The organism is Streptomyces racemochromogenes (assembly GCF_044129415.1).
Classification (GTDB): domain Bacteria; phylum Actinomycetota; class Actinomycetes; order Streptomycetales; family Streptomycetaceae; genus Streptomyces; species Streptomyces racemochromogenes_A.
In genome coordinates this window covers 1-25,448 of record NZ_JBBDHD010000033.1, presented here as the reverse complement: position 1 = coordinate 25,448, position 25,448 = coordinate 1, and the positions used below count along the sequence as shown (strand labels likewise).

At 74.4% G+C, this 25,448-nt stretch carries 21 protein-coding genes; 15 read left to right on the top strand and 6 right to left on the bottom strand.

The annotated features are described in order from the left end of the window. Nucleotides 1–11 precede the first annotated feature (11 nt). The 13 genes from WDV06_RS15490 to WDV06_RS15430 all read left to right on the top strand — a co-directional run bounded on the left by WDV06_RS15490 (nucleotide 12) and on the right by WDV06_RS15430 (nucleotide 17,831). Nucleotides 12–1,202 (top strand): acyl-CoA dehydrogenase family protein, encoded by a 1,191-nt coding sequence (locus WDV06_RS15490; RefSeq protein ID WP_395510324.1) that lies wholly within the window; start codon nucleotides 12–14, stop codon nucleotides 1,200–1,202. Between the two features lie 53 nt (nucleotides 1,203–1,255). Beyond that, nucleotides 1,256–2,752, top strand: coding sequence for a cytochrome P450 (locus WDV06_RS15485; RefSeq protein ID WP_395510323.1), 1,497 nt, complete (start codon nucleotides 1,256–1,258; stop codon nucleotides 2,750–2,752). An 89-nt stretch (nucleotides 2,753–2,841) separates the two neighbouring features. Then, nucleotides 2,842–3,912 (top strand): saccharopine dehydrogenase, encoded by a 1,071-nt coding sequence (locus WDV06_RS15480; RefSeq protein ID WP_395510322.1) that lies wholly within the window; start codon nucleotides 2,842–2,844, stop codon nucleotides 3,910–3,912. Further along, nucleotides 3,902–5,101 carry a saccharopine dehydrogenase C-terminal domain-containing protein gene (locus WDV06_RS15475; protein ID WP_395510321.1) on the top strand — a complete coding sequence of 400 codons (1,200 nt, stop codon included), beginning with the start codon at nucleotides 3,902–3,904 and terminating at the stop codon, nucleotides 5,099–5,101. Before WDV06_RS15480 ends, WDV06_RS15475 begins: the two co-directional genes overlap by 11 nt. Nucleotides 5,102–5,187: 86 nt before the next feature. After that, nucleotides 5,188–6,516, top strand: a complete 1,329-nt coding sequence (locus tag WDV06_RS15470) for a lysine N(6)-hydroxylase/L-ornithine N(5)-oxygenase family protein (protein ID WP_395510320.1) — start codon at nucleotides 5,188–5,190, stop codon at nucleotides 6,514–6,516. Beyond that, on the top strand, nucleotides 6,516–7,793 hold the full coding sequence (locus tag WDV06_RS15465; RefSeq protein ID WP_395510319.1) for an NAD(P)/FAD-dependent oxidoreductase: 1,278 nt from the start codon (nucleotides 6,516–6,518) through the stop codon (nucleotides 7,791–7,793). The genes WDV06_RS15470 and WDV06_RS15465 overlap by 1 nt, the downstream gene beginning before the upstream one ends. Then, nucleotides 7,790–10,078 carry a class I tRNA ligase family protein gene (locus WDV06_RS15460; RefSeq protein WP_395510318.1) on the top strand — a complete coding sequence of 763 codons (2,289 nt, stop codon included), beginning with the start codon at nucleotides 7,790–7,792 and terminating at the stop codon, nucleotides 10,076–10,078. The genes WDV06_RS15465 and WDV06_RS15460 overlap by 4 nt, the downstream gene beginning before the upstream one ends. Further along, nucleotides 10,075–13,365 carry a non-ribosomal peptide synthetase gene (locus WDV06_RS15455; RefSeq protein WP_395510317.1) on the top strand — a complete coding sequence of 1,097 codons (3,291 nt, stop codon included), beginning with the start codon at nucleotides 10,075–10,077 and terminating at the stop codon, nucleotides 13,363–13,365. The genes WDV06_RS15460 and WDV06_RS15455 overlap by 4 nt, the downstream gene beginning before the upstream one ends. Further along, on the top strand, nucleotides 13,365–15,077 hold the full coding sequence (locus WDV06_RS15450; RefSeq protein WP_395510316.1) for an AMP-binding protein: 1,713 nt from the start codon (nucleotides 13,365–13,367) through the stop codon (nucleotides 15,075–15,077). Before WDV06_RS15455 ends, WDV06_RS15450 begins: the two co-directional genes overlap by 1 nt. Beyond that, nucleotides 15,070–15,366, top strand: a complete 297-nt coding sequence (locus tag WDV06_RS15445) for an acyl carrier protein (protein WP_395510315.1) — start codon at nucleotides 15,070–15,072, stop codon at nucleotides 15,364–15,366. The genes WDV06_RS15450 and WDV06_RS15445 overlap by 8 nt, the downstream gene beginning before the upstream one ends. Nucleotides 15,367–15,369: 3 nt before the next feature. Continuing rightward, the gene (locus WDV06_RS15440) at nucleotides 15,370–15,975 is read left to right on the top strand and encodes a GNAT family N-acetyltransferase (protein ID WP_395510314.1); all 606 of its coding nucleotides are present in this window, start codon (nucleotides 15,370–15,372) and stop codon (nucleotides 15,973–15,975) included. Continuing rightward, nucleotides 15,972–17,045 (top strand): C45 family autoproteolytic acyltransferase/hydolase, encoded by a 1,074-nt coding sequence (locus WDV06_RS15435; RefSeq protein ID WP_395510313.1) that lies wholly within the window; start codon nucleotides 15,972–15,974, stop codon nucleotides 17,043–17,045. The genes WDV06_RS15440 and WDV06_RS15435 overlap by 4 nt, the downstream gene beginning before the upstream one ends. A gap of 48 nt (nucleotides 17,046–17,093) precedes the next feature. Further along, nucleotides 17,094–17,831, top strand: coding sequence for a 4'-phosphopantetheinyl transferase family protein (locus tag WDV06_RS15430; protein ID WP_395510312.1), 738 nt, complete (start codon nucleotides 17,094–17,096; stop codon nucleotides 17,829–17,831). Here the strand turns inward: WDV06_RS15430 and serS are convergent. The 6 genes from serS to WDV06_RS15400 are packed head-to-tail and all read right to left on the bottom strand — an operon-like array spanning nucleotide 17,818 to nucleotide 23,894. Further along, the gene (gene serS, locus WDV06_RS15425) at nucleotides 17,818–19,095 is read right to left on the bottom strand and encodes a serine--tRNA ligase (RefSeq protein ID WP_395510311.1); all 1,278 of its coding nucleotides are present in this window, start codon (nucleotides 19,093–19,095) and stop codon (nucleotides 17,818–17,820) included. The two genes, WDV06_RS15430 and serS, sit on opposite strands and share 14 nt — an antisense overlap. Before the next feature lie 18 nt (nucleotides 19,096–19,113). After that, nucleotides 19,114–20,592, bottom strand: coding sequence for an APC family permease (locus tag WDV06_RS15420; RefSeq protein ID WP_395510310.1), 1,479 nt, complete (start codon nucleotides 20,590–20,592; stop codon nucleotides 19,114–19,116). Nucleotides 20,593–20,597: 5 nt separating this feature from the next. Beyond that, the gene (locus WDV06_RS15415; RefSeq protein ID WP_395510309.1) at nucleotides 20,598–21,581 is read right to left on the bottom strand and encodes a ferritin family protein; all 984 of its coding nucleotides are present in this window, start codon (nucleotides 21,579–21,581) and stop codon (nucleotides 20,598–20,600) included. Further along, nucleotides 21,578–22,171, bottom strand: coding sequence for a flavin reductase family protein (locus WDV06_RS15410; RefSeq protein WP_395510308.1), 594 nt, complete (start codon nucleotides 22,169–22,171; stop codon nucleotides 21,578–21,580). The genes WDV06_RS15415 and WDV06_RS15410 overlap by 4 nt, the downstream gene beginning before the upstream one ends. After that, nucleotides 22,168–22,704, bottom strand: coding sequence for a hypothetical protein (locus tag WDV06_RS15405; RefSeq protein WP_395510307.1), 537 nt, complete (start codon nucleotides 22,702–22,704; stop codon nucleotides 22,168–22,170). The genes WDV06_RS15410 and WDV06_RS15405 overlap by 4 nt, the downstream gene beginning before the upstream one ends. 50 nt (nucleotides 22,705–22,754) lie before the next feature. Further along, a complete protein-coding gene (locus WDV06_RS15400) occupies nucleotides 22,755–23,894 on the bottom strand; it encodes an acyl-CoA dehydrogenase family protein (protein ID WP_395510306.1) in 1,140 nt (379 codons plus the stop codon). Between the two features lie 258 nt (nucleotides 23,895–24,152). Between WDV06_RS15400 and WDV06_RS15395 the strand changes: the two genes are divergently transcribed. Further along, a complete protein-coding gene (locus WDV06_RS15395; RefSeq protein WP_395510305.1) occupies nucleotides 24,153–25,166 on the top strand; it encodes a bifunctional lysylphosphatidylglycerol flippase/synthetase MprF in 1,014 nt (337 codons plus the stop codon). Between the two features lie 14 nt (nucleotides 25,167–25,180). After that, nucleotides 25,181–25,333, top strand: a complete 153-nt coding sequence (locus WDV06_RS15390) for a hypothetical protein (protein ID WP_395510304.1) — start codon at nucleotides 25,181–25,183, stop codon at nucleotides 25,331–25,333. The last annotated feature ends 115 nt before the right edge of the window (nucleotides 25,334–25,448 follow it).

The following is a 25,448-nucleotide window of genomic DNA, read 5'->3' as shown; positions in this document are numbered from 1 at the left end:
GGAGCCGGACCATGGAACCCACCACGAGCTTCGACCCCGAGGTGCTCGCGCTCCCCTTCTACGAGGACTCCCACCGCCGCCTGGCCGCGGCGGCCGGGGCCTGGTGCGACAGCAACCGCGTCCTGTGGGAGGAGGTCCGCTCCCTCGGCCCGGACGACGCCGGGCGCCGCCTCGTGCGCGCCCTCGGCGCGGCGGGCTGGCTGTCCGAACTGGATCCGCGGGGCGTCCCGGTGGACGACTTCCGGGCGGTGTGCCTGCGCCGCGAGGCCCTGGCCTACGCCGAGGACCTGGCCGACTTCGCCTTCTCCATCCAGGCGCTGGCCGCGACCCCGCTGCTGCGCTTCGGCAGCGAGGCGCAGCGCCGCCGCTACCTGCCGGGGATGGCCGCCGGCACCCTGATCGGGGCGTTCGCGGTCTCCGAGAAGGAGGCCGGGTCCGACCTGGCGTCGGTGGGGCTGGAGGCGGTGCGCGGGCCGGACGGCTCGTACGTGCTCGGCGGCCGCAAGGCGTGGATCGCCAACGGCACCATCGCGGACGTGTTCGTGGTCATCGCCCGGACCGGGGAGGGCCCGGGCCCGCTGGGCCTGTCGGCCTTCCTGGTGCCGGCCGCGACCCCCGGGCTGCGGGTGGAGCGGGTCGACGCGATCGCCCCGCGCTCCTTCGCCCACCTGGCCTTCGAGGGCTGCCGGCTGCCGGCCGACGCGGTGCTGGGGCGGCCGGGGAAGGGGTTCGTGGTCGCCGTGGACCTGCTGGAGCGGTTCCGCACGACGGTCGGCGCGGCCGCCCTCGGCTTCGCCCGGCGCGCCTTCGACACCGCGCTCGCGCACGTACTGGCGCGGGAGGCGTACGGGTCCGTGCTCTTCGACCTCCAGCTGGTGAAGGCCCGGCTCGCCGACATGGAGGTCCAGCTGAACGCGGCCTCGCTGCTGGTGGCCCGGGCAGCCTGGGAGACCGACCGGGGCAGCCGCCGCTTCGCCCGGCACTCCAACATCGCCAAGGTGCACGCCACCGAGGCGGCGCAGGACGTCGTGGACTCCGCGGTCCAGCTGCTGGGCGCGGCCGGGATCGTCCGGGACTCCGTCACCGAGCGGCTGTACCGGCAGATCCGCTCGCTGCGCATCTACGAGGGCACGTCGGAGGTCCTGCGGATGGCCATCGCCGGGTCGCTGGACATGCGCAGGGCCGCCCGGGTCGCCGCCTGAGGGCACGTACCACCCGCCTCACCCCCGTACCACCGTTCAACGAGGAGACAGCAGTGAGCGCCGCCGGCACCGTCACCCCCACCCCCGTCGAGGCCGTCCGCCTCGCGGACCCCTACCCGTTCTACGCGCGCCTGGTGGCCGAGCGTCCCTTCGCCTTCGACGAGGCACTCGGGGCGTGGGTGGCCGCGGACGCGGCCGCGGTGCGGGCGGTGCTCGGCGCGGGCGCGCTGCGGGTACGGCCCGTGGCGGAGCCGGTCCCGGCCGGCATCGCGGGGACGCCGGCCGGGGAGGTGTTCGGCGAGCTCGTACGGATGACGGACGGCGCGGCGGCGGCCCGCCTCAAGGGGGTCGTGGCACAGGCCCTGGCCCGCGCCGACCTCGGGCGGGCCGGCGCGCTGGCCGCCCGGTACACCCGGGAGGCGCTGGCGCGGGGCGGCGACGTCCCCTGCGAAGAGCTGATGTTCGGGATCCCGGCCCGGGTGGTGGCCACCCTGTCCGGCCTCACGGAGGGCGCCGACCGCGAAGCGGCCGCCGCGATCGGCGACTTCGTCCGCTGCATCCCCGCCACGGCCACGTCCGCCGACCACCGCGCCGCCGCCCGTGCCGCGGTCCGGCTCCGCGAACTCCTCGGGCCGCCCCTGACGTCGGCCCCGGCGGCCTCGGCGCAGGACACGGCGTGCGGCCCGGGGCCGGCAGGCGCCGCCCCCGACGCCTCGCCCGCCTCCGGCCCGACGGTTCCGCCCGGGCCCACGGGCGGCCGGGAGGCCGGGGCTTGCGGCCCGGCGGACGGCTCCGCGCCGGCGCCGCTGCGCGACTCCCGACCGGGTACGGGCGGCGGGACGCCGGGTTCGGGAGCCTCCGCGTCGGACGCGGCGCCTGCCGCCCGGCCCGCAGCGGGCCGGCAGGGCGCGGCCGGTACGGCGGCCGGTCTCCGGGCGGCTACGGGCGGCGGGGCGCCGGGGGTCTGCCCAGGCGTCCACCGGGGGTCCGTCGCCGGAGCCCCGTACGCCGCCGGCCGGGCGAACGGGCTGCTGCGGGAGCTCGTCGGTGCCGCCGAGCGGGCCGGGTGCACCGATCCCGGGCCGCTGCTGTCCAACGCCATCGGGTTCCTCTCCCAGACCTACGACGCCACCGCCGGCCTCATCGGCAACACCCTCGTCGCCCTCGCCCGGGGCGCCGACGCCCCCGACACCGGGGCGCTCGTGCGGGAGGTGGTGCGCTACGACGCCCCCGTCCAGAACACCCGCCGCTTCGCGGCCGAACCGTTCACCCACGCCGGGTCCACCGTGGAGCCGGGACAGCAGGTCCTCGTGGTCCTCGCCGCCGCCAACCGGGACCCCGCCGTCAACCCCGACCCGCACGCGCTCTCCCCCGGGCGGGTGAATCCGGCCGTGTTCACCTTCGGCGCGGGAGCCCACCGCTGCCCGGGCGGGGAGCTGGCGACGGCCCTCGCCACCGCCGTGGTGGGCGAACTCCGCAGGGCAGGCTGGAGCACCACGACGACCCCCGCCTACCGCCCTCTGGCGAACGCCCGGATCCCGCTCCTGTAGGGGCGTGAACGCCCAGGACGCAGCCCCCGCCACAGCGATCAGGCCGGGGGTCGGCCACTCCCATGCCTCCAGACAGGACAAAACGCATCATGTCGGACACCGCTCACCTCTGGATGCGGCACGAGGCCCGCCGCACCGAACGCCGCGCCCCCCTCACCCCGCAGGACGCCGCCCGCCTCGTCGAGGCCGGGATCCGCATCACCGTCGAGGAGTCGGCCCAGCGCGCCTTCCCCCTCGCCGACTACACCGCCGCCGGCTGCGCCACCGCCCCCACCGACTCCTGGCACGCCCAGGCCCCCGACGACGCGTACGTCCTCGGCCTCAAGGAACTGCCCGCCGGGCCCGCCGCCCCCGCCCTGCGCCACCGGCACATCTACTTCGGGCACGCCTACAAGGGCCAGGCCGGAGCCCGCGAGCTCCTCGCCCGCTTCACCGCCGGCGGCGGCGCCCTCCTCGACATGGAGTACCTCACCGACGAAGCCGGCCGCCGCGTCGCCGCGTTCGGCTACTGGGCCGGCTACGTCGGTGCCGCCCTCGCCGTCCTGCACCACCGCCGCGCCCTCACCGCCCCGCTGGTCCCCACCGACCGCCCCGCCCTCGACGCCCTCCTCGCCTCCACCGCCGCGGACGGCGACACCACCGCCGCCCTCGTCATCGGAGCCCTCGGCCGCTGCGGGCGCGGCGCCTGCGACGCCCTCGTCCAGGCCGGCCTGGAGCCCACCCGCTGGGACCTCGCCGAGACCCGCGCCCTCGACCGCGCGGCCCTCCTCGGCCACGACCTGCTCGTCAACACCGTCCTGACCACCACCCCCGTCCCGCCGTTCCTCACCAAGGCCGACCTGGACGAGACCGACCGCCGCCTCTCCCTGGTCTGCGACGTCACCTGCGACGTCACCTCCGACTGCAACGTCCTGCCCGTCTACGACGAGACCACCACCTGGGACACCCCCGTCCGCACCCTGCGCGACGGCGGGCGCCCCCTCGACCTGATCGCCATCGACAACCTCCCCTCCCTCCTCCCCGTCGAGGCCAGCACCGCCTTCTCCGCCGAACTCGCCCCGCACCTGCTGCGCCTGGCCGAGTGGGACGGCGTCTGGGCCCGCGCCCTGCACACCTACCGGACGGCCGTCGAAGCCCAGGAGGCACCCCTTGTCATCTGACTTAGCCGCGGCCGCCGCGGCCCCCGCGTCCGGCACCGTCCACTGGATAGGCACCGGCCTGTCCACCGGACGCTCCGGCCTCTCCCTCGTCTGCGAACGCGCCCGGCGCGTGGTCCTGTGGGACCGCACCGCCGAGCGCGCCGCCGCCCGCCTGGCCGCCCTCGGCCTGGCGGGCCGCGCCGAGGTCCGCGCCCTCACCCCCGCCGCCCTGGCGGCGGAAACGGGCGCGGGCGACGTCCTCGTCTCCATGCTCCCGGCCACCGAGCACGCCCCCCTGCTCGGCCTGGCCGCCGACCGCGGCGCCCACTTCGCCTGCACCAGCTACACCTCCCCGGAGCTGGCCGAACAGGCGCAGCGGACCGCCGCGCGCGCCCGTACCGTCGTCCTCACCGAGGCCGGGCTCGACCCCGGCATCGACCACCTCATGGCCCACGACCTCGTCGCCCGGGCCCGCGAGGCGTTCGGCCCCTCCCCGGCGACCGCCGTGTTCACCTCCCACTGCGGAGGGCTCCCGGCGGTCCCCGGACCGTTCCGCTACCGCTTCAGCTGGGCCCCGTACGGGGTCCTGGCCGCCCTCGGCACCCCGGCCCGCCACATCGCCGGGTGCGCCGAGATCACCGTCCCCCGGCCCTGGGAGGCGACGGCCCCCCTGACCCTGGACGGCGAGGAGTTCGAGGCCTACCCCAACCGCGACAGCCTCCCCTTCGTCGCCCAGTACGGCATCCCGTACTACTGGCACCTCGACACCTTCGTCCGCGGCACCCTGCGCAACGCCGGCTGGCACGACGCCTGGAAGGAGGTGTTCGAGACCGTCTCCGCCGGGGACCCCGGCGCCGTCCGCGCCCTGGCGTACGACCTCGCCGCCCGCCACCCGGCCGGCCCCGACGACCGCGACCGCGTCGTGCTGTCCGTCTCCCTGGAGCTGCGCACCAGATCCGGCGAGCGCTGGCGCGGCTCCCGCCTGCTCGACCTCACCGGCGGCCCGGACGAGTCCGCGATGGCCCGCTGCGTCTCCCTGCCCGTCGCCTACGGGGTCACGCGGATCCTCGCCGGCGCCCTGCCCGCCGGGCTCAACCGGGCCGCGGAGACCCCGCGCGAGGCCTCCCGCTGGCTGTCGTTCCTCGGCGCCCACGGCCTCGCCGGCCGCTACGAGGAGACCGCCCGCCTCCCCACCGGAGTACCGGCATGACCGCCTGACGCTCCCTCACCCACCCCTCCCTCACCCCACTTCCCCCTCACCTCAGCCACCGCACATCGAACGAGAGGTTCCGAACCATGGGGCACGAGAGCTTCCGGCCGGGCATCACGCACTTCCGCTGCGTGGGAGTCGGCGTGGGCCCGGCCAACCTCAGCCTGGCGTCCCTGCTGCACAGCAGGCCGGACGTACCCAATCTCTTCCTCGACCGCAAGGAGTCCTTCGGCTGGCACGACGGCCAGCAGATCCCCGGCGCAGGCCTCCAGGTCTCCCAGTTCAAGGACCTGGTCAGCCTGGCCGACCCCGCCAACCCCTTCTCCTTCCTCTCCTACCTGCACGCCAAGGGCCGGGTCTACCACTTCCTCAACGCCCAGTTCGACGACGTGCCCCGGCTGGAGTTCCGCAACTACCTGGCCTGGGCCAGCCGCCGCAACGAGAACGTCGTCTTCGGCGAAGGCGTGGAGGAGGTCGACTTCGACGACGGACCCGGGGTGTTCACGGTCCGCACCGCACGCCGCACCGTCACCGCCGAGAACATCGTCGTCGGCGTCGGCAGCCGCCCCTGGGTGCCGCCGCTGGGGGAGCACCAGCTCGGCCCCACCCAGTTCCACGTCAGCGACTACATGGCCAACGCACAGGACGTCGGCGGCAAGCGGGTCGTGGTCATCGGCGGCGGCCAGTCCGGCGCCGAGGCCTTCCTCGACCTGATCTCCCGGGGCGGCTGGGACCTGCCCCGCCGGGTCTCGTGGATCTCGCGGCGGCAGAACTACTTCCCCATCGACGACTCGCCCTTCACCAACGACTACTACATGCCGAGCCACGCCGACTACTTCTACGGGCTGCCGCGCGAACGCCGCCAGGCGCTGAACTCCCGCAACGTCCTCAGCAGCGACGGGATCTCCGAGTCCACGCTGCGCGAGATCTACCAGGGCATTTACCTGCACCGCTTCGTGGACGGCAACGAGGACCTGGTCGCCCTGCACCCCGGACGCGAGGTCTTCGACGTCCGGCCCGGCCAGTTCGGCGGCTGGGAGGTCCGCGCCCGGCACACCCAGGAGACGCAGGCCGTGGAGAAGTTCGACACCGACGTCATCGTCTGGGCCACCGGCTACCGGCCGGCCGCCACCGAGTTCCTCGCCCCGCTCGCCGGGCGCCTGGAGCGCGAGGGCGAGGAACTGCGCGTCGACGAGGACTACGCCGTCCGCTGGGACGGGCCCGCCGACCGCCGGATCTTCGTCCAGAACGGCGTCCGCGGCCAGCGCGGCCTCGCCGACCCCAACCTCAGCCTCAACGCCTGGCGCAGCAGGCGCATCGCCGACCGGCTGTGCGGCGTACGCGGGGACGAGCAGCTCGCCTCCTTCATCGAGTGGTCCTCCAAGACCCCCCAGGACGAACGGTGGACCGCCTGATGACCACGCACCGCACCGGCACCTGCCGCCCCCTGACCACCGACCCCGAAGCCGCCCCGGCCCCCGTCCCCCCGGCCCGGGCCACCCCGGCCGCCACCGCTTCCGGGCCCGCGGCCACGGCCGGGCCCGCCACCGCTTCCGGGCCCGCCGCCGACCCCACCCGTGCCCCCGCCTACCGCACCACCGCCCCCCACGCCGGCGGCCCGAGCGGGGCGCGGGTCGACGTCGCCGTCGTCGGCGCCGGGATACTCGGCGTGCTCATCGCCCGCGAGGTCCTCTCCCGCGACCCCGACGCCACCGTCACCGTCCTCGACCGGGACATGATCGGCTCCGGCGCCACCCGCCGCTCCGCCGGACTGCACCTCCCGCGCGGGGCCGACGACACCGTCCGCGCCCTGGCCGCCGAGAGCGAGCGCTTCTACGCCGACCTCCACGCCGCCCGCCCCGACCTGCCCATCCACCCCCTCGACATGACCGTCCTCGCGCCCGAGTCCGCCGAGGAGTCCCTGCGCGAGGCCTACCTGCCCGAGGCCAAGCTCCGCTGGACCGGCGAACTGCCGCCCTGCGTCCCCGTCCTGCCGAACGGCTACGGCGCCTGGGAGGGCGACGGCTGCCAGTACGCCGACGTCCACACCCTCACCCAGCTCCTCGCCGCCGAACTGCGCCCCGCCGTCTCCTTCCGCGAGGGCGTCCGCGTCGAGACCGTCGCCGCCGGCCCCGGAGGAGCCCGCCTCACCCTGAGCGGCGGCGCCACCCTGGCCGCCGGACACGTGGTCATCGCCCCCGGCCCCTGGCTGGACCAGCCCGCCTGGCGCGAGCTCGTCACCCCGCTGGGGGCCCGCGTCAAGAAGGTCGTCGCCCTGCACGTGGACGTCCCGCCCGCAGCCGGGGACCGGGCGGTCGTCCTGCACGAGGAGGACGCCTTCCTGCTGCCCTTCCACCACCGCGGCCACTGGCTGCTCAGCTACACCTGCCCCGAATGGGACCCCGACCCCGCCACCGTCGACCCGGCCGTCACCACCGCCCACCTGCGCGAGGGCCGCGCCCTGCTCACCCGCTACGCGCCCGCCCTGGCCGCCCACTGCCGGTCGGGCCGGGTGTTCTGCGACGCGTACGGGCCCGCCGGGACGCCCCTGGCCACCGCCCTCGACCCCTACGGCCGGCTCCTCTTCGCGGGCGCCGCCGGCGGCTCCGGCTACCGCCTGGCCCCCGCGCTCGCCGCCCGCGCCGCCGACCTGATCCCCTCCCTCCCGTCCCCGCGAAAGGCCACGACATGATCATCGCGCGTTATGACGACGACGTGCTGGAGCAGGCGTTCGGCATCGACATGAGCGCTGTGGGGGGCCTCGGGACCGGCGCCGGATGGGGCCGGGTCGCCCCCGGCCGGGCCACCGACGAACACCACCACGACGAGACCGAACTGTTCGTCATCGTCTCCGGCCGGGGCGAGTTCGTCATCGACGGCGAACGCCACGAGGCCGTCCCCGGCACCGTCGTCCTCTTCGAACCCTTCGAGTCGCACGTCCTGAGGAACACCAGCCCCCAGGACAGTGCCGGGAACGGCACCGACCTGGTGTTCTTCACCCAGTACTGGCGCGACGCCGAACGCGCCGCGCGCGCCGCCTCCGCCCCCGTGCGCACCGGCTTCGGCGACCGTCCCGTCTTCGTCTTCTCCACCCCGCCCACCCCCAACGGCGACCTGCACCTCGGCCACCTCGCCGGCCCCTACCTCGGCGCCGACGCCTTCACCCGCTTCCAGCGCATGAACGGCACCGAGGCCTACCACCTCACCGGCAGTGACGACTACCAGAGCTACGTCCTCGGCGCCGCCCGCCGGGACGGCCGCACCCCCGCCGAGACCGCCGCCCACTACAGCGCCGAGATCGCCGAAACCCTGCGGCTGATGGACATACCCCTCGACCAGTACACCGTCACCGACCAGGACCCCGGCTACCGCGAGGGCCTCAAGGACTTCTTCAGCCGCGTCGTCGCCTCCGGCGAGATCGACGTCGCCGCCCACGACGCCCTCTACGACGCCCTCACCGGCGAGTACCTCTACGAGGCCGACGTCACCGGCGGCTGCCCCGGCTGCGGCGCCGCCACCTCCGGCAACCTGTGCGAGGAGTGCGGCGAACCCAACACCGCCGCCGACCTCGCCGACCCCCGCTCCGCCTTCACCGGCAGCGCCCCCCGCCCGGGCCCCGCCGCACGCTGGACCCTGCCCCTGCACGCCTACGCCGCCGACGTCCGCGCCCACCACCGGCGCGGCCGCGTCCCCGCCCGGCTGCGCGAGCTCGCCGACCGGCTCTTCCGCCGCCCCGCCCTCGACCTCCCCCTCACCCACCCCTCCGGCTGGGGCGTCGAACCCCGCGAGCGCGACACCGACGGGCAGGTCATCTGGGTCTGGCCCGAGATGGGCTACGGCTTCCTGCACGGCATCCAGTCACTGGGCGCCCGCCTCGGCCGGCCCTGGCGGGCCGCGGAACCCTCCGCAGACTGGAAGATCGTCCACTTCTTCGGCTACGACAACAGCTTCTACCACTCCGTCCTCCACCCGGTCCTCTACCAGCTCGCCCACCCCGGCTGGACCCCCGACGTCGACTACCACGTCAACGAGTTCTACCTCCTGGACGGCGAGAAGTTCTCCACCAGCCGGGGGCACGCGATCTGGGGCAAGGAGGTCCTCACCCCCGACACCGTCGACGCCGTCCGCTACTTCCTCGCCACCACCCGCCCCGAGGGCACCCGCACCGACTTCCGGCGCGCCGCCTACGAGGCCACCCTCGCCGACACCCTCATCGGCACCTGGCAGCAGTGGCTGACCGACCTCGGCTCCCGCGTCGCCAAGCACCACGGGGGCCGCGCCCCCGACGCCGGGAACTGGACCCCCGAGCACACCGCCTTCCTCGCCCGCCTCGGCACCCGCCTGAACGCCGTCACCGGAGCCCTCGGCAACGACTCCTTCTCCCTCACCCAGGCCGCCGCCGAACTCGACGGCATCGTCCGCGACACCGTCCGCTTCACCCGCGCCGAGGGCCTCCTCACCGACACCGCCGGCTGGGAGGACGAGAACCGCACCGCCATCGCCCTCGAACTGGCCGCCGCCCGCCTCCTCGCGCACGCCGCCGCCCCCCTCATGCCCCGCTTCGCCGCCCGCCTGGCCGCCGCCCTCGGCATCGACGCCCCGCGCACCTGGCCCCGTACCGTCGAACTCCTCACCCCCGGCGCCGCCGTCGACCTCGCCGACGCCGTCTTCTTCCAGCCTTCCCCGGACCCCGGCGACGCGGCGGAGCCCGTCCTGACCCCCTGGCTCACCGAGATCGCCCGCACCGCCCTGCGGCTCGGCCCCGACGAGCAGATCGCCCGCCGCACCCTCACCCAGCTCGCGGCCGGCTCCCTCCAGGCCGTCACCGTCCAGTACCAGATCCTCGACGCCCTGGACGTCGACCTGTCCATGGACGAACTCCTGCACGGCGGCACCCTCGCGGAACTCGCCGCCGTCATCGCCGAGCGCGCCGAGCCCTCCGCCGTCGCCGCCCTGACCTCGGGGGAGGCCCGATGAACCAGCACCGCCACATCCTGCGCGAGATAGCCGACCGCGGGCTGACCGTCGCCCTCGCCGACGGCGACCTGCGCCTGACGGGCAACCGCGACCGGATGGACCCCGAGTTCATCGCCCGCGTCCGGGCCGCCAAGCCCGCCCTCGTCGCCCACCTGGAGCGCGAGGCCGACCACGGCCCCGGCTTCCCCCTCACCCCCCTCCAGCGCAGCTACTACCTCGGCCGCAGCGGGATCTTCGAGATCGGCGACGTCTCCAGCCACGTCTTCCACGAGATCGAGGGCGACTGGGACATCGACCGGCTCCAGGCCTCCCTCGACACCGTGATCGCCGCGCACAGCGGCCTGCGCTCCCGCTTCCTGTCCGACGAACGCCAGGCCACCGAGTACATGGACCACGCCCCCCGCATCGGCGTCCTCGACCTGCGCTCCCACACCCCCCGCCAGCAGGACGCCATCCGCGCCCAGCTCCGCGAGATGCGCTCCCACCAGGTCCTGCCCGCCGACCAGGCCCCCCTGATCACCGTCGACGCCACCATCCTCGACGACGACAGGATGCTCCTCCACGTCGGCCACGACGGGCTCGTCATGGACGGCATCAGCATGTTCCTGTTCTTCCGCGCCTGGTGGCACGCCTACCAGAGCCCCGGCGCCGACGTCCACGAGGAACTCCCCTACGAGGACTACCTCGCCGCCCTCGAAGCCGCCCGCGACAAGGCCCCCGCCCGCCGCTCCCGTGCCTACTGGGCCGAGCGCGCCGACGACCTCGCCCCCCACCCCGACCTGCCGCTGCGCACCAGCCCCGCCGCCCTCACCGAAACCCGCTTCACCCCGCGCCGCGTCACCCTGGAGCGCACCGCCTGGACCGCCCTCAAGGAGCGGGCCGCGGCCGCCGGGCTGACCCCCTCCGCCCTGCTGCTCGCCGCCTACGCCGAAACCCTCGCCACCTGGGGCGCGGGGGACCGGTTCACCCTCACCACCACCGTCGCCCACCGCCCGCCCGTCCACCCCCGCGTCTTCGAGGCCATCGGCCAGTTCTCCGACACCCTCCTCGTCGAGGCCGAGGTCGACCGCCGCCTGACCTTCGCCGAACGCGCCCAGCTGCTCCAGGCCCGGCTGCACACCGACATCGACCACCGCCACCACTCCGGTGTCGAGTTCCTGCGCGAACTCGCCGTCCGCCGCGGCGGGGTCACCGGCGCGCGCATGCCGTACACCTTCAACAGCGCCATCGGACACGTCAGCAGCGAGGTCGACGGCTCCGCCCTGGAACTCTTCGGCAAGGAGGTCTACACCGTCAGCCAGACCCCCCAGGTGTGGCTCAACGCCTTCGCCATGGAGCAGCACGGCGCGCTCGTCGTCCAGCTCGACGGCATCGACGAACTCTTCTGCGAGGGCCTCCTCGACGACCTCGCGCACGGCTACCGCACCCTCCTGGAAACCCTCGTCGACGAGACCTCCTGGCAGCGCCGCTCCTTCGACCTGCTGCCGCCCGCCCAGCGCGAGCGCCGCGCCGCAGCCAACGACACCGCCGTCGCCCTGCCCGACGAGATGCTCGGCGACGCCATCGTGGCCCGGGCCGCCCGCACCCCCGCCGCGCCCGCCATCCTGACCTCCGGCCGGACCGTCAGCTACGGCGAACTCCTCCACCGGGCCGCCACCGCGGCGACCTGGCTGCGCGCCCAGGGCGTGGGCCGCGGCGACCTCGTCGGTCTCGTCTGCCACCGGGGCCCCGAGCAGATCGTCGGGATCCTCGCCACCGTCCTCGCCGGAGCCGCCTACCTGCCCGTGGACGCCGCCCTGCCCGCCGCCCGGCAGGAGTACATGCTCACCGACGGCAAGGTGCGCTGCGTGCTCACCAACTCCGGCCGGCCCTCCGACGACACCGTCGCCGCCTTCGACCTCACCCGGCCCTGCTCCGGCCGCGCCGAACTCCCCGACCGGCTCCCCGGATCCCACCCCGACGACCTCGCCTACGTCCTCTACACCTCCGGCACCACCGGCGCCCCCAAGGGCGTCATGGTCAGCCACCGCAGCGTCGCCAACCTCGTCGCCGACTGCCAGGCCCGCTTCGGGATCACCCCCGAGGACCGGTTCATGGCCGTCAGCGCCTTCCACTTCGACCTGTCCGTCTGGGACGTCTTCGGCGCCCTCTCGGCCGGCGCGGCGCTCGTCATGCCCGACCGCGACAAGGCGGCCGACCCCGCGCACTGGCTCGAACTGTGCTGGCTGTACGGGGTCACCGTGTGGAACTCCGTCCCCGCCATCCTCGGCCTCCTCCACGGCCAGGCCCGCGCCGACGGGGACGTACCGCCCGGCCTGCGGCTGGTCCTGATGAGCGGGGACCGGATCCCGCCCGCCCTGCCCGCCCAGCTGCGCGCGCTGGTGCCCGGCCTGGAGGTGGTCTCCCTCGGCGGCCCCACCGAGACCACCGTCTGGAACGTCCTCCACCCGGTGGGCGAGGACGAGGACGGATCGGCCTCCATCCCCTACGGCCGCCCCAACTCCAACAACCGCGCCTACGTCCTCGACCGCCACGGCTGCGACGCCCCCGACTGGGTCACCGGCGAGATCACCGCGGCCGGCACGGGCCTGGCCCGCGGCTACTGGGGCGACCCCGAGCGCACCGCCGAACGCTTCTACGAGGACACCGCGCGCGGGGAGCGCATGTACCGCACCGGCGACCTCGGCCGCTACCTGCCCGACGGCAGCATCCAGATCCTCGGCCGCAGCGACTTCCAGATCAAGATCAACGGCTACCGGATCGAGGCGGGCGAGGTCGAGACCCGCCTCGCGGCCCTCGCGGAGGTGTCCCGGGCGGTCGTCGCCCCCCAGGGCAACCGGCTCATCGCCCACCTGGTCCCCTCCGGCGGCCACCGCCCCCACCTCACGGAGATCCGCCGGGCCCTGCGCGCCGACCTCCCCGACTACATGCTCCCGGCGGCCCTGCTCTGGCACGAGGAGCTCCCCCTCACCCGCAACGGCAAGGTGGACCGCACCCGGCTGGCCGAACTCGCCGCCCAGGCACCCACCGCCGCCGCGGCCCCGGGCGGCAGCGCCCCGGCCACCCAGGCGGAGAAGATCCTCTGCGACATCTGGTCCACGGTCCTGCGCCGCCCCGACGTCGGCGCCCTGGACACCCTGACCTCCCTCGGCGGCGACTCCATCGCGGCGGCCCGCATCCTCACGGCGACCCGCAAGCGCTTCGGCGTCACCCTCACCCTGGACCAGTTCGCGGAACTCTCCACGGTCCGCGCGATGGCGGCGGCCCTGATGCCGAAGGAGTCCTGATGCCCGCCCACCGGCAGCCACTCCAGGGCCGCGCCGAACAACCCGCCCAGCCACAACGCACCGGCACGGAACCGACGACGCCCACCCCCCAGGGGCGCGGGGAACCGCGCGACCAGCCACAGCCGGCCCGCAGCCGACCGGCCGCACCCCCGCCGGAGCAGCCGCGGCCGGAGCAGCCCCGGCCGGAGACGATCCGCCGCGTCGTCGACGGCCCGCCCCCGCAGACCGGCCACATCCACGTCGCCCGACTCGACGGCACCCGCACCCTCCCCCTCCACGAGCTCCACACCCGCGCCGCCCGCCTCGCCCACCACCTGCGGAGCAGGTACGGCACAGGACCCGGCCACCGCATCGGCATCCTCGCCGCCAACAGCCTCGAATGGGTGCTCCTCGACCTGGCCGCCCTGCGGCTCGGCGCGCAGACCGCCGGCCTGGAACCCGGAAAGTTCACCCCCTCCGCCGACCTCGCCGCCCGCTACGACCTGGACCTCCTCTTCACCGACCAGCCCACCGGCGGAGCCCCCGGCACCCTCCCCGTGGACGGCATCCTCGCCCTCACCGACCCCGCCACGGCGGCCCCCGCCACCCCGCCCCTCCCGCCCGTCACCTGGACCACCGACGACGTCACCACCATCAAGTTCACCTCCGGCAGCACCGGCGTCCCCAAGGGCCTCGGCGCCACCGCCGGAAGCATCGACAGCTCCCTCACCGCCGTCCAGGAGATCTTCGAACACACCCCGGACGACCACCTCTTCGTCTTCCTGCCCCTCTCCCTCCTCCAGCAGCGCTACTGGGTCTACTCCGCCCTCCTCCACGGCCACGACGTCACCATCACCACCTACGAGGCGGCCTTCGCCGCCCTGCGCCGCGTCCGCCCCACCGTCGTCATGGGCGTCCCCGCCTTCTACGAGACCGCCCGCCGCCAGATCGGCGCCCGCCTGCGCCGCACCCCCGGCCAGAGCCCCGAGGCGGCGGCCCGCGCCCTGTTCGGCGACCGCATCCGCTACCTGTGGACCGGCTCCGCGCCCGCCTCCCCGGCCGTGCTGCGCTTCTTCGGCGACGAGGCCCGCCTCCCCCTCTACGAGGGCTACGGCCTCAACGAGACCTGCATCGTCACCAAGAACCACCCCGGCGCCCACCGCGAGGGCAGCGTCGGCCGGGCCGTACGCGGCAAGGAGGTGCTCATCGGCGAGGACGGGGTCATCAGCGTCCGCAGCACCCACCCCGTCAACAACCACTACACCTACGCCCGCCCCGGCGACTCCGAGAAGGTCTTCTCCCCCGACGGCACCGTCCGCACCGGCGACCTCGGCCACCTCGACGAGGACGGCTACCTCTTCGTCCACGGCCGCGCCGACGACGTCATCGTCCTCGACAACGGCAAGAAGGTCATCGTCCGGCCCATCGAGGAGCTGATGCGCGCCGACCCGGCCATCGCCGAATGCGTCCTGTTCAGCCCCACCCAGACCGAGCTCGTCGCCGTGGTCTCCCCGGCCGCGCAGCCCGCCGACCACCGGGCCATCGCCGCCCGCCTCGCCGCCGTCAACGCCGCCACCACCCCCGACGAGCGCATCAGCCGCGTCCTCGTCGCCGACCCGCCGTTCAGCATCGAGGGCGGCCTGCTGACCTCCCAGTACAAGCCGAAGCGCCCCGACATCCGGGCCGCCTACCACGTCCCGCTGCACTCCCAGGAGGCCGGAATCCATGCCTGACACCACCGACACGGCACTCGAAGACGCCGTCCGCGACCAGCTCGCCCTCGTCCTGGTCCCCGAGGTCCCCGCCGAGGAGATCGACCCCGACGCCGACATGGCCGGCGCCTACGGGCTCACCTCCCTCAACAAGGTCCTCTTCCTCACCGAGGCCTGCGAGGAGACGGGCGTGGACCTCGCCCACTTCACCGAACACGACCTCGCCGGCATGAAGACCCTGCGCGACGTCACCGCCGCCCTCGCCCGCCACCACCACGCCACCACCGCCACCACCGCCACCGGAGCCTGAACCATGAGCTGGACCGAGCACGCCGCCGCCGTCCTGGAGAACGACCGGGTGCGCCTCACCCCGATCACCGGCGCCGACCGCGAGGGCATCCGGGCCGTGGCCATGGACCCCGACATCTGGCGCTACTTCGTCGCCGCCGTCGAGACCGACGCCGACTTCGAGGCCTTCTTCGACGCCAACCTCGCCGACCACGCCGCCGGCCGCCGCACCGTCTTCACCATCACCGACAAGGAATCCGGCCGCACCGCCGGCAGCATGAGCTTCGGCAACATGGCCGAGGCCGACCGCCGCCTGGAACTCGGCTGGTCCTGGCTCGGCCGCGACTTCCGCGGCCGCGGCGTCAACCACTGGGCCAAGGCCCTCCTGCTGGAACACGCCTTCGAGGTGCTCGGCGCCGAACGCGCCGAGTTCAAGACCGACGTCCTCAACGTCCAGGCCCGTCGCGGCCTCGCCAACATCGGCGCCACCGAGGAAGGCGTCCTGCGCAGCTTCAACTACATGCCCGGCGGCCGCCGCCGCGACGCCGTCTTCTACAGCATCCTGCGCGCCGAATGGCCCGCGGTCCGGGCGCACCTCGCGCGCGGCCCCAAGAAGGCCGTCCCGGCATGAGCGACCCGTCCCCCGCGGGCCCCGGCATCCGCCACATACGGGCCTGCGGAACCCCGTACGAGATCGGCCGCGCCCACGGCGCGGCCCTCTCCACGCCCCTGCGCGCCTTCCTCGACGACGGCCTCGCCCGCCTCAACCACCTCGTCCCCGCCCCCCTGACGCTGGCCGCCCTGCTGCCGTCCATCACCGCCCACCGCAGGGCCGTCACCGACTGCCTGCCCGACCTCGCCGAGGAGGTCGCCGGCCTCGCCGACGGCGCCGGCACCTCCGAGGACGAGGCCTGGCTGCTCCAGCTGCGCCGCGAGATCCTCGGCTACTCCAGGATCCCCACCGGCGGGGACTGCACCACGTACGCCCGCACCGGCCCCGGCGCCGGACCGCCCGTCCTCGCCCAGACCGTCGACCTCAGCGGCGACCTCGACACCCACATCAGCGTCCTGGAGATCGCCCGCACCGGCACCGCCCGCCGCTCCCTGGTCCTCAGCTTCGCCGGCCTCCTCGGCTACCTCGGCCTCAACAGCGACGGCCTCGCCGTCGGACTGAACCTGGTCCTCGGCGGCACCTGGGGCCCCGGCGTCCCCCCGTACCTGGCCATCCGTCACCTCCTCGACACCGCCGCCGACACCGGCCAGGCCCTCAAGATCCTCGCCGACCTCCCCCTGGCCAGCTCCCGCTCCCTCATGCTCTGCGACCCCGAACGGGCCCTGTACGTCGAACACCTCGACGGCGACCTCCGCGTCACGGAGGCCGCCCCGCCCGCCGGACTCACCCACACCAACCACTACCTCCACCCGGACTTCGCCCCCGCGGACGAACTCAACGTCTTCGCCCGCAACTCCTCGCTGCGCCGCCTGCACGCGGCCGCCGAGGGCCTGGCCGCGCTCCCCGCCACCGCCACCCCCGAGGACCACCTGGCCCTCCTGTCCACGCCGCCGGTGCGCGTCCCCGACCGCGGGGACATCCGCGCCGAACGCACCGTCGCCGCGGCCGTCATGCTCCCGGCGTCCGGCCGCCTCCACCTCCGCCCGGGCGACCCCGCACGCTCCCGCACCCGCGTCTTCGGCCTGTAGGCCGTCCCTTCCGGGACCGGGGAGGGCCGTGCCAGAGAAAGGAGCACGATGGACGCATGGCTGGTCGACCTCGACCAGGTCGCCCCCCAAGACATCAGCGCGCACTACCCCGAGGGCCTGACCGAGGAGGAGCTGCGGCGCGGCGCCGAGTTCGTCCACGCCCGCGCCGCCCACCGCTTCTTCCGGGCCCGCCTCACCGTCCGCCGGCTGCTGGCCGAACGGCTCGGGCTGGCCGCGCACGACCTGCGCATCCACTACGACCCGGCCGGCAAGCCCTACCTGCCCGACCAGCCCGGTACGCACGTCAGCTGGTCCCGCTCCGACGGGCTGCTGCTGCTCGGCGCCACCGAGACCGGGCCCATCGGGGTCGACGTGGAACTGGTCCGCCCGGCCACCAGCAGCCTCGACGTGCTCACCTTCGTCTACCCCGGGGTCCCGGACGGGGTCGGCGCCGACACCTTCTTCCACGCGTGGACCCTGCTGGAGGCCGCCGTCAAGGCCACCGGGCGCGGACTGGCCGACGGCGCCCGCGAGGTGGACCTGGCCTTCGGGCCCGACGGGTCGGTCACCCTGCGCGGGATCAGCGGGCACGGCGCCCGGCCCTGGCACGGGCACACCGCGCTCCAGCCCACCCGGCAGGACTGCCCGTGGGCGATGACCGCGTTCGTGTCCCGGGAACTGCCCCCGGTGACCGTCCTGACCTGGCCGGACCGCGCCGACGACCCGGTACGGCCGTCGGCGCGGTCCCCGGCCCGGCCCCCGGCCGAGCGGCTCAGGCGGGGGTGACCACCGGCGATCCGTCGGGGGCGATCGCCGAGAAGCCGGTGTACGGGACCAGCGCGGGCGGCACGGCCACCGAGCCGTCCGCACGCTGGTACTGCTCCAGGATCGCCACCAGCGTGCGGCCCACCGGCAGCGCCGAACCGTTCAGGGTGGCCGCGAAGGCCTTCCGCCCGTCCCGGCCGCGCACCCGGATGCCGGCCCGGCGGCCCTGGAAGTCGCCGCAGTCCGAGCAGGACGAGATCTCCCGGTAGGTCCCCTGGCCCGGCAGCCACACCTCGATGTCATAGGTGCGCCGCGCCGCGAACCCCAGGTCCCCGGCCCGCAGTTCCACCACCCGGTGCGCCAGCCCCAGCCGCCGCAGCGCCGTCTCGGCGTGCCCGGTCAGCAGCTCCAGCTCCTCCGCGGCCCGGTCGGGGTGGCAGATCCGCACCAGCTCCACCTTCTCGAACTGGTGCAGCCGCACCAGCCCCCGGGTGTCCCGCCCGTACGAGCCCGCTTCCGCCCGGTAGCAGGGCGTGAACGCCGTCAGCGCCAGGGGGAGTTCGTCCTCCTGGAGGGTCTCGCCCCGGTAGAGGTTGACCAGCGGCACCTCCGCCGTCGGGATCAGCAGCAGGTCGCGGTCGGCGGCGTTCGTCAGGAACAGGTCGTCCTCGAACTTCGGCAGCTGCCCGGTTCCCGTCATCGTCTCCCGGCTGACCAGGTGCGGCACCCCGTGCTCGGTGTACCCGTGCTCGGCGGTGTGCAGGTCCAGCAGGAACGCGGCCAGCGCCCGCTCCAGCCGGGCCCCCGCCCCCCGGGTCACCGCGAAGCGCGAGCCCGACAGCTTGGCGGCGCGCACCGGGTCCAGGATCCCCAGCCGGGTGCCGACGTCCACGTGGTCCCGCGGCGTGAACTCGAAGCCCGGCACCTCCCCCCAGACCCGCCGCACCACCGGCGGGTCCTGCTCGGTCCCGTCGGGCACGTCTGCGTACGGGCGGTTCGGGACGGTCGGCAGCAGCGCGCCGAGCCCGTCCTCCGCCCCCTTGAGCTCCTCCGACACCGACCGCAGCCGCTCCCTGGCCTCCTGGAGCCGGGCCCGGGCGGCCGCGTCCGGCGGGCCGCCGGTCTTCGCCGAGCGGTTCTGCTCGGCCCGCAGCTTGTCCCGCTCGGCGATCAGCCGGGCGCGCCGTTCGGTCAGGGTGCGCAGGGCGTCCCGGTCCAGGACGTAGCCGCGGCGGGCCAGATCGGCCTCCGCCCCGTCCTGGAGCAGGCTGTGCGGGTCGTGCATGACGGCTCCTCGGTCTCGTTACGGGATGTCCTGCGGTTCCGGTGCGTCATGGGCCGCGGTGGCGATCGCCCGGTAGCGCTCGGGCGCGCGGGCCCGCAGCCACCAGGCGTAGCCGAGCCCGGCGAGCGCGGCGCCGGCCATCAGCCACGGGATCCGGTTGACCCACACGGAGTCGGTGCCGGTGACCAGCGGGAAGTTGTCCAGCAGCAGCCACAGCGCCCCCGCCAGACCGGCGAGGGCCAGCACCGGGGCGAGCCGGGTCCGCCACCAGTGGGCGTCGGGGTGCCGGCGGAAGAACACCAGCACCGCGACCGCCACCGCCGCCTGGAGGGCGACGATCCCGACGGTGCCCAGGGCGAGCATGGTCGTCGCCAGGGTGGTGTACGGGTGCGCGCCCGCGAGCGCGAACAGGCCGCAGACCACGGCCGTGCCCACCGACAGCACCACGCTCGCCCGGTGCGGGGAGGCGTGCCGCGGATGCACCCGGGCCAGCGAGGACGGCAGCACCCGCTCCCGGCCCAGGACGAACAGGTACCGGCCGGCGGCGGTGTGCAGCCCGAGCAGCGCCCCGAACAGGCTGGTGCACAGCAGGACCTGCATCACGCCCGTCGCGAAGCCGCCGAGGTAGTCGTCGGACAGCCGGAAGAACAGGTCCCCCAGCTGCCTGCCGGCCGTCTCGGCCACCCGGTCCGCGCCGATCGCTCCGACGGCCGCCCAGCTGATCAGCGCGAAGAACACGGTGATGAGCACGACGGACGCGTACGTGGCCACCGGCACGCTCCGCTTCGGGTTCCGGCTCTCCTCGCCGTACAGCGCGGCCGCCTCGAAGCCCACGTACGAGATCAGGGCGAACATCAGGGCCACCCCGAGCCCGGGGGCGAAGACGGTGCCGGGCGCGAACGTCGCCGCGGGCAGGGCGTCCGTCCCGTGCCGTACGCCGATGGCCAGCGCGAGCAGTCCCAGCACCGCCACCTCGGCGACCATCAGCACCGCCAGCAGGCGGGCGCTCAGGTCGATCCGCCGGTACCCCATCACGGCCGTCAGGGCCAGGGCGGCGCCCGTCCACACCGGCCAGGGCACGGGCAGGCCGTGGGCGCCGGCGACGAGTTCGGCGAAGTACCCGAAGGCCCCGGCCACGCCGGCGACGGCCGCGGTGTAGGCGAGGACGGCCGTCAGCCCGCCCGCGACGGCCAGGGGCCGGCCGAGCCCCTGGCCGATGTACGTGTAGAAGCCGCCCGCGCCCACCACGTGCCGGCTCATCGCCGCGTACCCGACGGAGAAGCAGAGCAGTATCAGCCCGGCGAGGGCGAAGGTGGCGGGCACCCCCGCCCCGTTGCCGATGGCGTAGGCCAGGGGCACCGAGCCCACCACTCCGGACATGGGGGCCGCCGCGGCGACCACCAGGAAGACGATCCGGGGGGTGGTCAGCGTCCGTCGCAGCCCGGGCGCGGCGGTCGCGTCCCGCGGCTGCGTTCTCGCGGGGATCGTGGACGTCACCGGGACTACCTCGGGTGGGTGCGGATCAGGTCGACGGCCTCGGGGATGCCCATGTACGGCAGCCGCACCTCGGCCATGTCGTCGGTCCACCGCTCGGCGAGGTCGTAGCGCTCCTTGGGGGTGGTCTCCAGCAGCTTGCAGCCGGGGAACACCTCGTAGTCCCTGAGCAGCTCGGCGTGGGCGAACATGCCCTGCTGGAACAGCTCCTCGCGCTCCAGCACGAACTCCTCCGACGGCAGCTCGTCCCACAGCTGCCGGCCGCGCCGGATCAGCTCGATCAGCCGGGGCCGGTACGAGGGGTTGCGCGCCAGGTGGTCGCGGACGATCGAGCTGCCGACGGTCAGGTGGCGGATCTCGTCGATGGACGCGCCGCGGGCGATCTCGGCGGCCGCCGGGTCCAGCAGCGTCCACTTGCGCTCGCTGAGTTCGGCGGCCGGCGCCAGCACGCCCTCGATGACGATGGTGAACACGGCGACGGCACCGATGAAGTCGCCCTCGTCGCGCACGACGGTCGTGGCGAACTCGGCGATCGGGTTCAGCACCCGCCGCGTGTAGTCGGTGCCCTGCTCCCTGATGAACTCCAGCAGTCCCGCCTCGGGGACTCCGAGGTCCACCAGGTGCTTGCGGAAGATCATCGCGTGCCGGGCCTCGTCGATCACCTGGGTGGCGAAGAACTCCTGCTCGACGACGCCGGGGGCGCCGATGACGTAGTGGGACAGCACGTTCACCGCCCGGGACTCGGCCAGCGACCGGTTGCCCAGCTCCAGCACGAGCGCCTCGCGCAGCGGCCCTTCCTCGCGCATGTGCGCCGGGGTGACAGCGTCGTGTCCGGCCTCGGCCCGCCCGCGCAGGGTCCCCTGGGCGACGGCCGACAGCCAGTACCCCAGGTCGCACTCCTCGGCGGTCAGGGTCATCTCCTGGGCGCCGTCGAGCAGGTTGGGCGCGCGGTCCCAGTCGGCCTCGACGGGGATCTGCGGAAGGGTGGTCATGAGACAACCTCACTGGGAGAAGCGGGAACGGAGACGGAAGCGGCGGGGGTGACGCAGGCGCTGTGCATGCGCCCCGCGAAGCTGAGCATCGGGGAGTCGACGGTGTGGGAGCCGCCCGTGACCTCGGCGAGGAGCATGTCGTGGTCGCCGACCTGGTGCCAGCCCAGGACCCGGCAGGCCATGTGGGCGAGGCTGCCGCCGATCAGCGGGGCCCCGGAGAGCGGGTCGGTGGACCAGTCGAAGCCCTCGAACTGGGCGTCGCCGAGGGGGCGCTGGGGATTGGCGAAGCGGCGGGCCACGTCCTGCTGGGCCGAGCCCAGGACGTTGACCGAGAAGCGGCCGGCCCGGCGGACCATCGCCGCGAAGGTGGAGGTGGGCCGCAGGCAGGCGCCCAGGACCAGGGGGTCGCGGGAGAGGGTGACCACGGCACTGGCGGTGGTGCCGTGCCGGACACCGCCCTGGCTGACGGTCAGCACCGTCACGCTCGACGCCAGCCGGCGCAGCGCCAGGCGGGCCGCGTCGGGGTCCTCGTACCCCTCGGCGGACACCGAGGGCGAGCGGTCGGTCAGCCAGGCGGGGTAGCGGCTCACCGGTTCACCCCGACGGCCGGGGCGGGGGCGGTGGCGGCGAGGGTGGCCGGGTGCTCCTCGTAGGGCAGCGGGACCGGGCCGCCGGTGGCCGAGCGGCGCTTGAGCATGGCCGTCACCTGGTGCACCAGCGGGGTGTCCTCCGGCTCGAAGGGCAGCCCGAACGGCTTGAGGAAGTTGCCGAAGACGCCGCGGTCGCCGAAGACGTGGAACGGCAGGGCCAGCAGCGCCCACTCGGGCCCGATCAGCCACATCCACAGCAGACCGACCGCGGCCACGCTCAGCAGGCTGTGCATCGTGTTGTACAGGACGTAGAACGCCTTGTGGATCTGCCCGTTCGCGCTGCGCCGGTAGGCGATCGCGCCCGGGATGTAGCCGATCAGGTCGATGTAGAGGAACAGGCCGATCGCCGCGAACCAGTTGATGTCCAGGAAGTGCCACAGGATGAACCCGATCGTCACGGCGAACGCGACCAGGTACTCCAGGCGGTGCAGGTTGAAGGTGACCGGCGATTCCACCGGGTTCTTGATGTCCATGAGGGGTCCTTACTGCGGGCGGGCCGCGCTACGGGATGCTGCCGGCGGGGTCAGGACAGGCGCAGCGGGCCGCCGGCGAAGTACTCGGCCAGCTCCGCGGCCACGCTCGCGCGCGACGGCGGGTGGAAGGCCAGGGCGCGCACCGCGGAGGCCAGGTAGGCCACGTCACCCGAACGGATGTAGGCCATCCCGCCGAGCATCTCCACGGCCTGGTCCACGGTCTGGGCGAGCAGGTCCTGGGTGGCGTAGCGGGCGGTCAGCACCGCCGCCACCGCCTCGTCCCCCTCGGTGCCGTCCTCCAGGGAGCGGGCCGCGCCCTCCACGAGGGAGACCGCCGCGTCCGTCCGTACGGCCAGCTGCGCCCGTTCGGAGGCGCTGCCCCGCCCGCCGGCCAGCACCTGCGCGACCAGCGCGGACGCGGCGCCGACGTAGGAGGAGGTGGCGAGCAGCTCGAACCAGGTGAACCCGGCGGTCTGCAGGTCGTCGAGCCGGTCGGCGTCCTCCGGGGTGCTGTGGATGACGAGGTCCTGGGGGACCTCCACGTCGTCGAGCCGGACCTCGTGGCTCTGCGAGGCGGCCAGGACGGGGGTGGCCCAGAACGGCCGGGTCGTGACCCCGGGCGAGGAGGCGGGGATCAGCATCAGCGCGAGCGCGGAGCGCCCGTCCTCCTCCGTCACCTGCACGCTGGCCGTGAGCACGTCCATCGAACCGGAGAGGCTGCACGGCTTCTTCGCCCCGTTGACCCGGTAGCCGCCCGGGGTGCGCTCGGCCACCACCGAAGGCGCCAGGATGTTCTGGTCGGTCCGCCCCTCCGCCCAGCCGGACGCCAGCAGCAGCCCGTCCGAGGCCACCGCCGACATCAGCTTCAGCTGCGCCGGGGTCAGTCGGCCGGTGGCCTCCGCCAGACGGAACAGCATCGCCACCGTGAAGTGGTGCATGGTCGTGGCCACCCCGAGCGAGGGTGAGAGCGAGGCGATCGCCCGCTGCACCCGGACCGCCTCCAGCGGACCGGCGGCCGCGCCGCCGTACGCGGCCGGCACGAGCAGCCCGGGACCGCCGTGCTTGCGGTACAGCTCCAGGACCGGGCTGTCCGCGCCCTCCCGGGCCGCGAGCGGCAGCTCTTCGAGTGCGTCGAGAAGACCTGCGTGGAATTGCTCGCAGATCCCGCGCGCTGTCGTCAGGGAACGCATCGCCGTCTTCTCCTCGGGCTGTCTCGGGCTCTCTCGGATTTCACGTCCGGATCTCCGTGGATTCCCGGCGATCCGAAAGTCGAATATGCAGGGGAGAGTCTTCCAGCCACCATCTGACTGAGGCCTGACACTCATCTGACCAGCACTTTTGCCTGACCCTGCCCTGACGGACGGCTGACCGCGAGCGGCTGCGGCCTTGTGGGGCCCGGCGGCCCGTGCCATAAGTAGCGGTAGTGCTGCCGCGAGAATGGAATTCACATGACCGGAACGATTCTGGAGACGGATGTCGCGCTCGACGCCATCCGGCAGTACGCGGACGCCGGAAATCCGAGCGCCTATTTCGCCTTCAGTGACGGGAACAGCTATTTCCGGCTCCCGGACGGGCCCGGGGTGATCGTCTACCGTCCCGTCGGCCGCTACCTCGTCCAGTTCGGCGGCCCCTTCGCCCCCTTCGCCCCCGCCGGCCCGGATGGCCCCCGCGCCCGCCTGCTGGCCGCGTTCCGCGCCTTCGCCGCGGAGCAGGGCCGCGAGATCGTGTCCGTACAGCTCCAGGGCGCCGACGCCGACGTCTACGTCGACCAGGGCTTCACCGTGAACCAGATGGGCGCCTCCTACGCCGTCGACCTGGAGACCTTCACCCTGGCCGGCACGAAGTTCATGCAGCTGCGCAACAAGATCTCCCGGGCCCTGCGCAGCGGCCTGGAGATCAAGGAGGTCCCCTACGAGGACCACGCCGGGCAGATCGCGGAACTGGACGCCGCCTGGCTCTCCACCAAGGGCGAGGGCGTCAAACCCCTGGAGTTCCTCGTCGGCCAGACCGGCGGCCGCTACCAGCACCTGCGCCGGCTCTTCGCCGCGCTCCGCGACGGCGAACTGATCGGCTACGTCTCCTACGCCCCGGTGTACGGGCCCCAGCCCGGCTGGATGCACGACCTGAGCCGCCGGCAGCCCGACTCCCCGCCCGGGGTGATGGAGGCCCTCAACAAGGCCGCCATCGACGTGTTCACCGCCGAGGGAACCCGCTGGCTGCACTTCGGCTTCACCCCCTTCACCTCCCTGACGGCCCCCCGGTTCCCGGGCCACAGCCGGGGCTTCCACTGGTTCATGGAGCACCTCTGGGAGCACGGCGCGCACATCTACCCGGCGCGCACGCAGCTGGAGTACAAGCAGAAGTGGGCGCCCTCCGCCGTGCTGCCGGAGTACATCGCCTTCCAGCACGGCGCGAGCCTGCCCGCGCTGGTCCACGTCTTCCGCGCCTGCAACGCGGTCTGAGAGGGAGGCACCCGATGACCACGCCCGACGAGATCCACACCCAGGGCCTGCTGCTCGTGGACCGCTTCCAGGACTGCGCGGCCGCCCCCGACGACCTGGAAGCCGCCCGCCTCTGCGACGAGGCCCTGACCCGCCTTGACGCCCTCCTGCGCGCGGCGGGGGAGTAGCGGACCGCGAAGGGGGCCGCCCGCGCCGCCCGCGGGGGGCCGCCCCCGGCCCCCCCCCCCCCCCCCCCACAACCGGGGGGGGGGGGGGGGGTGCCCTCCTCCCAGCCCCCCCCCC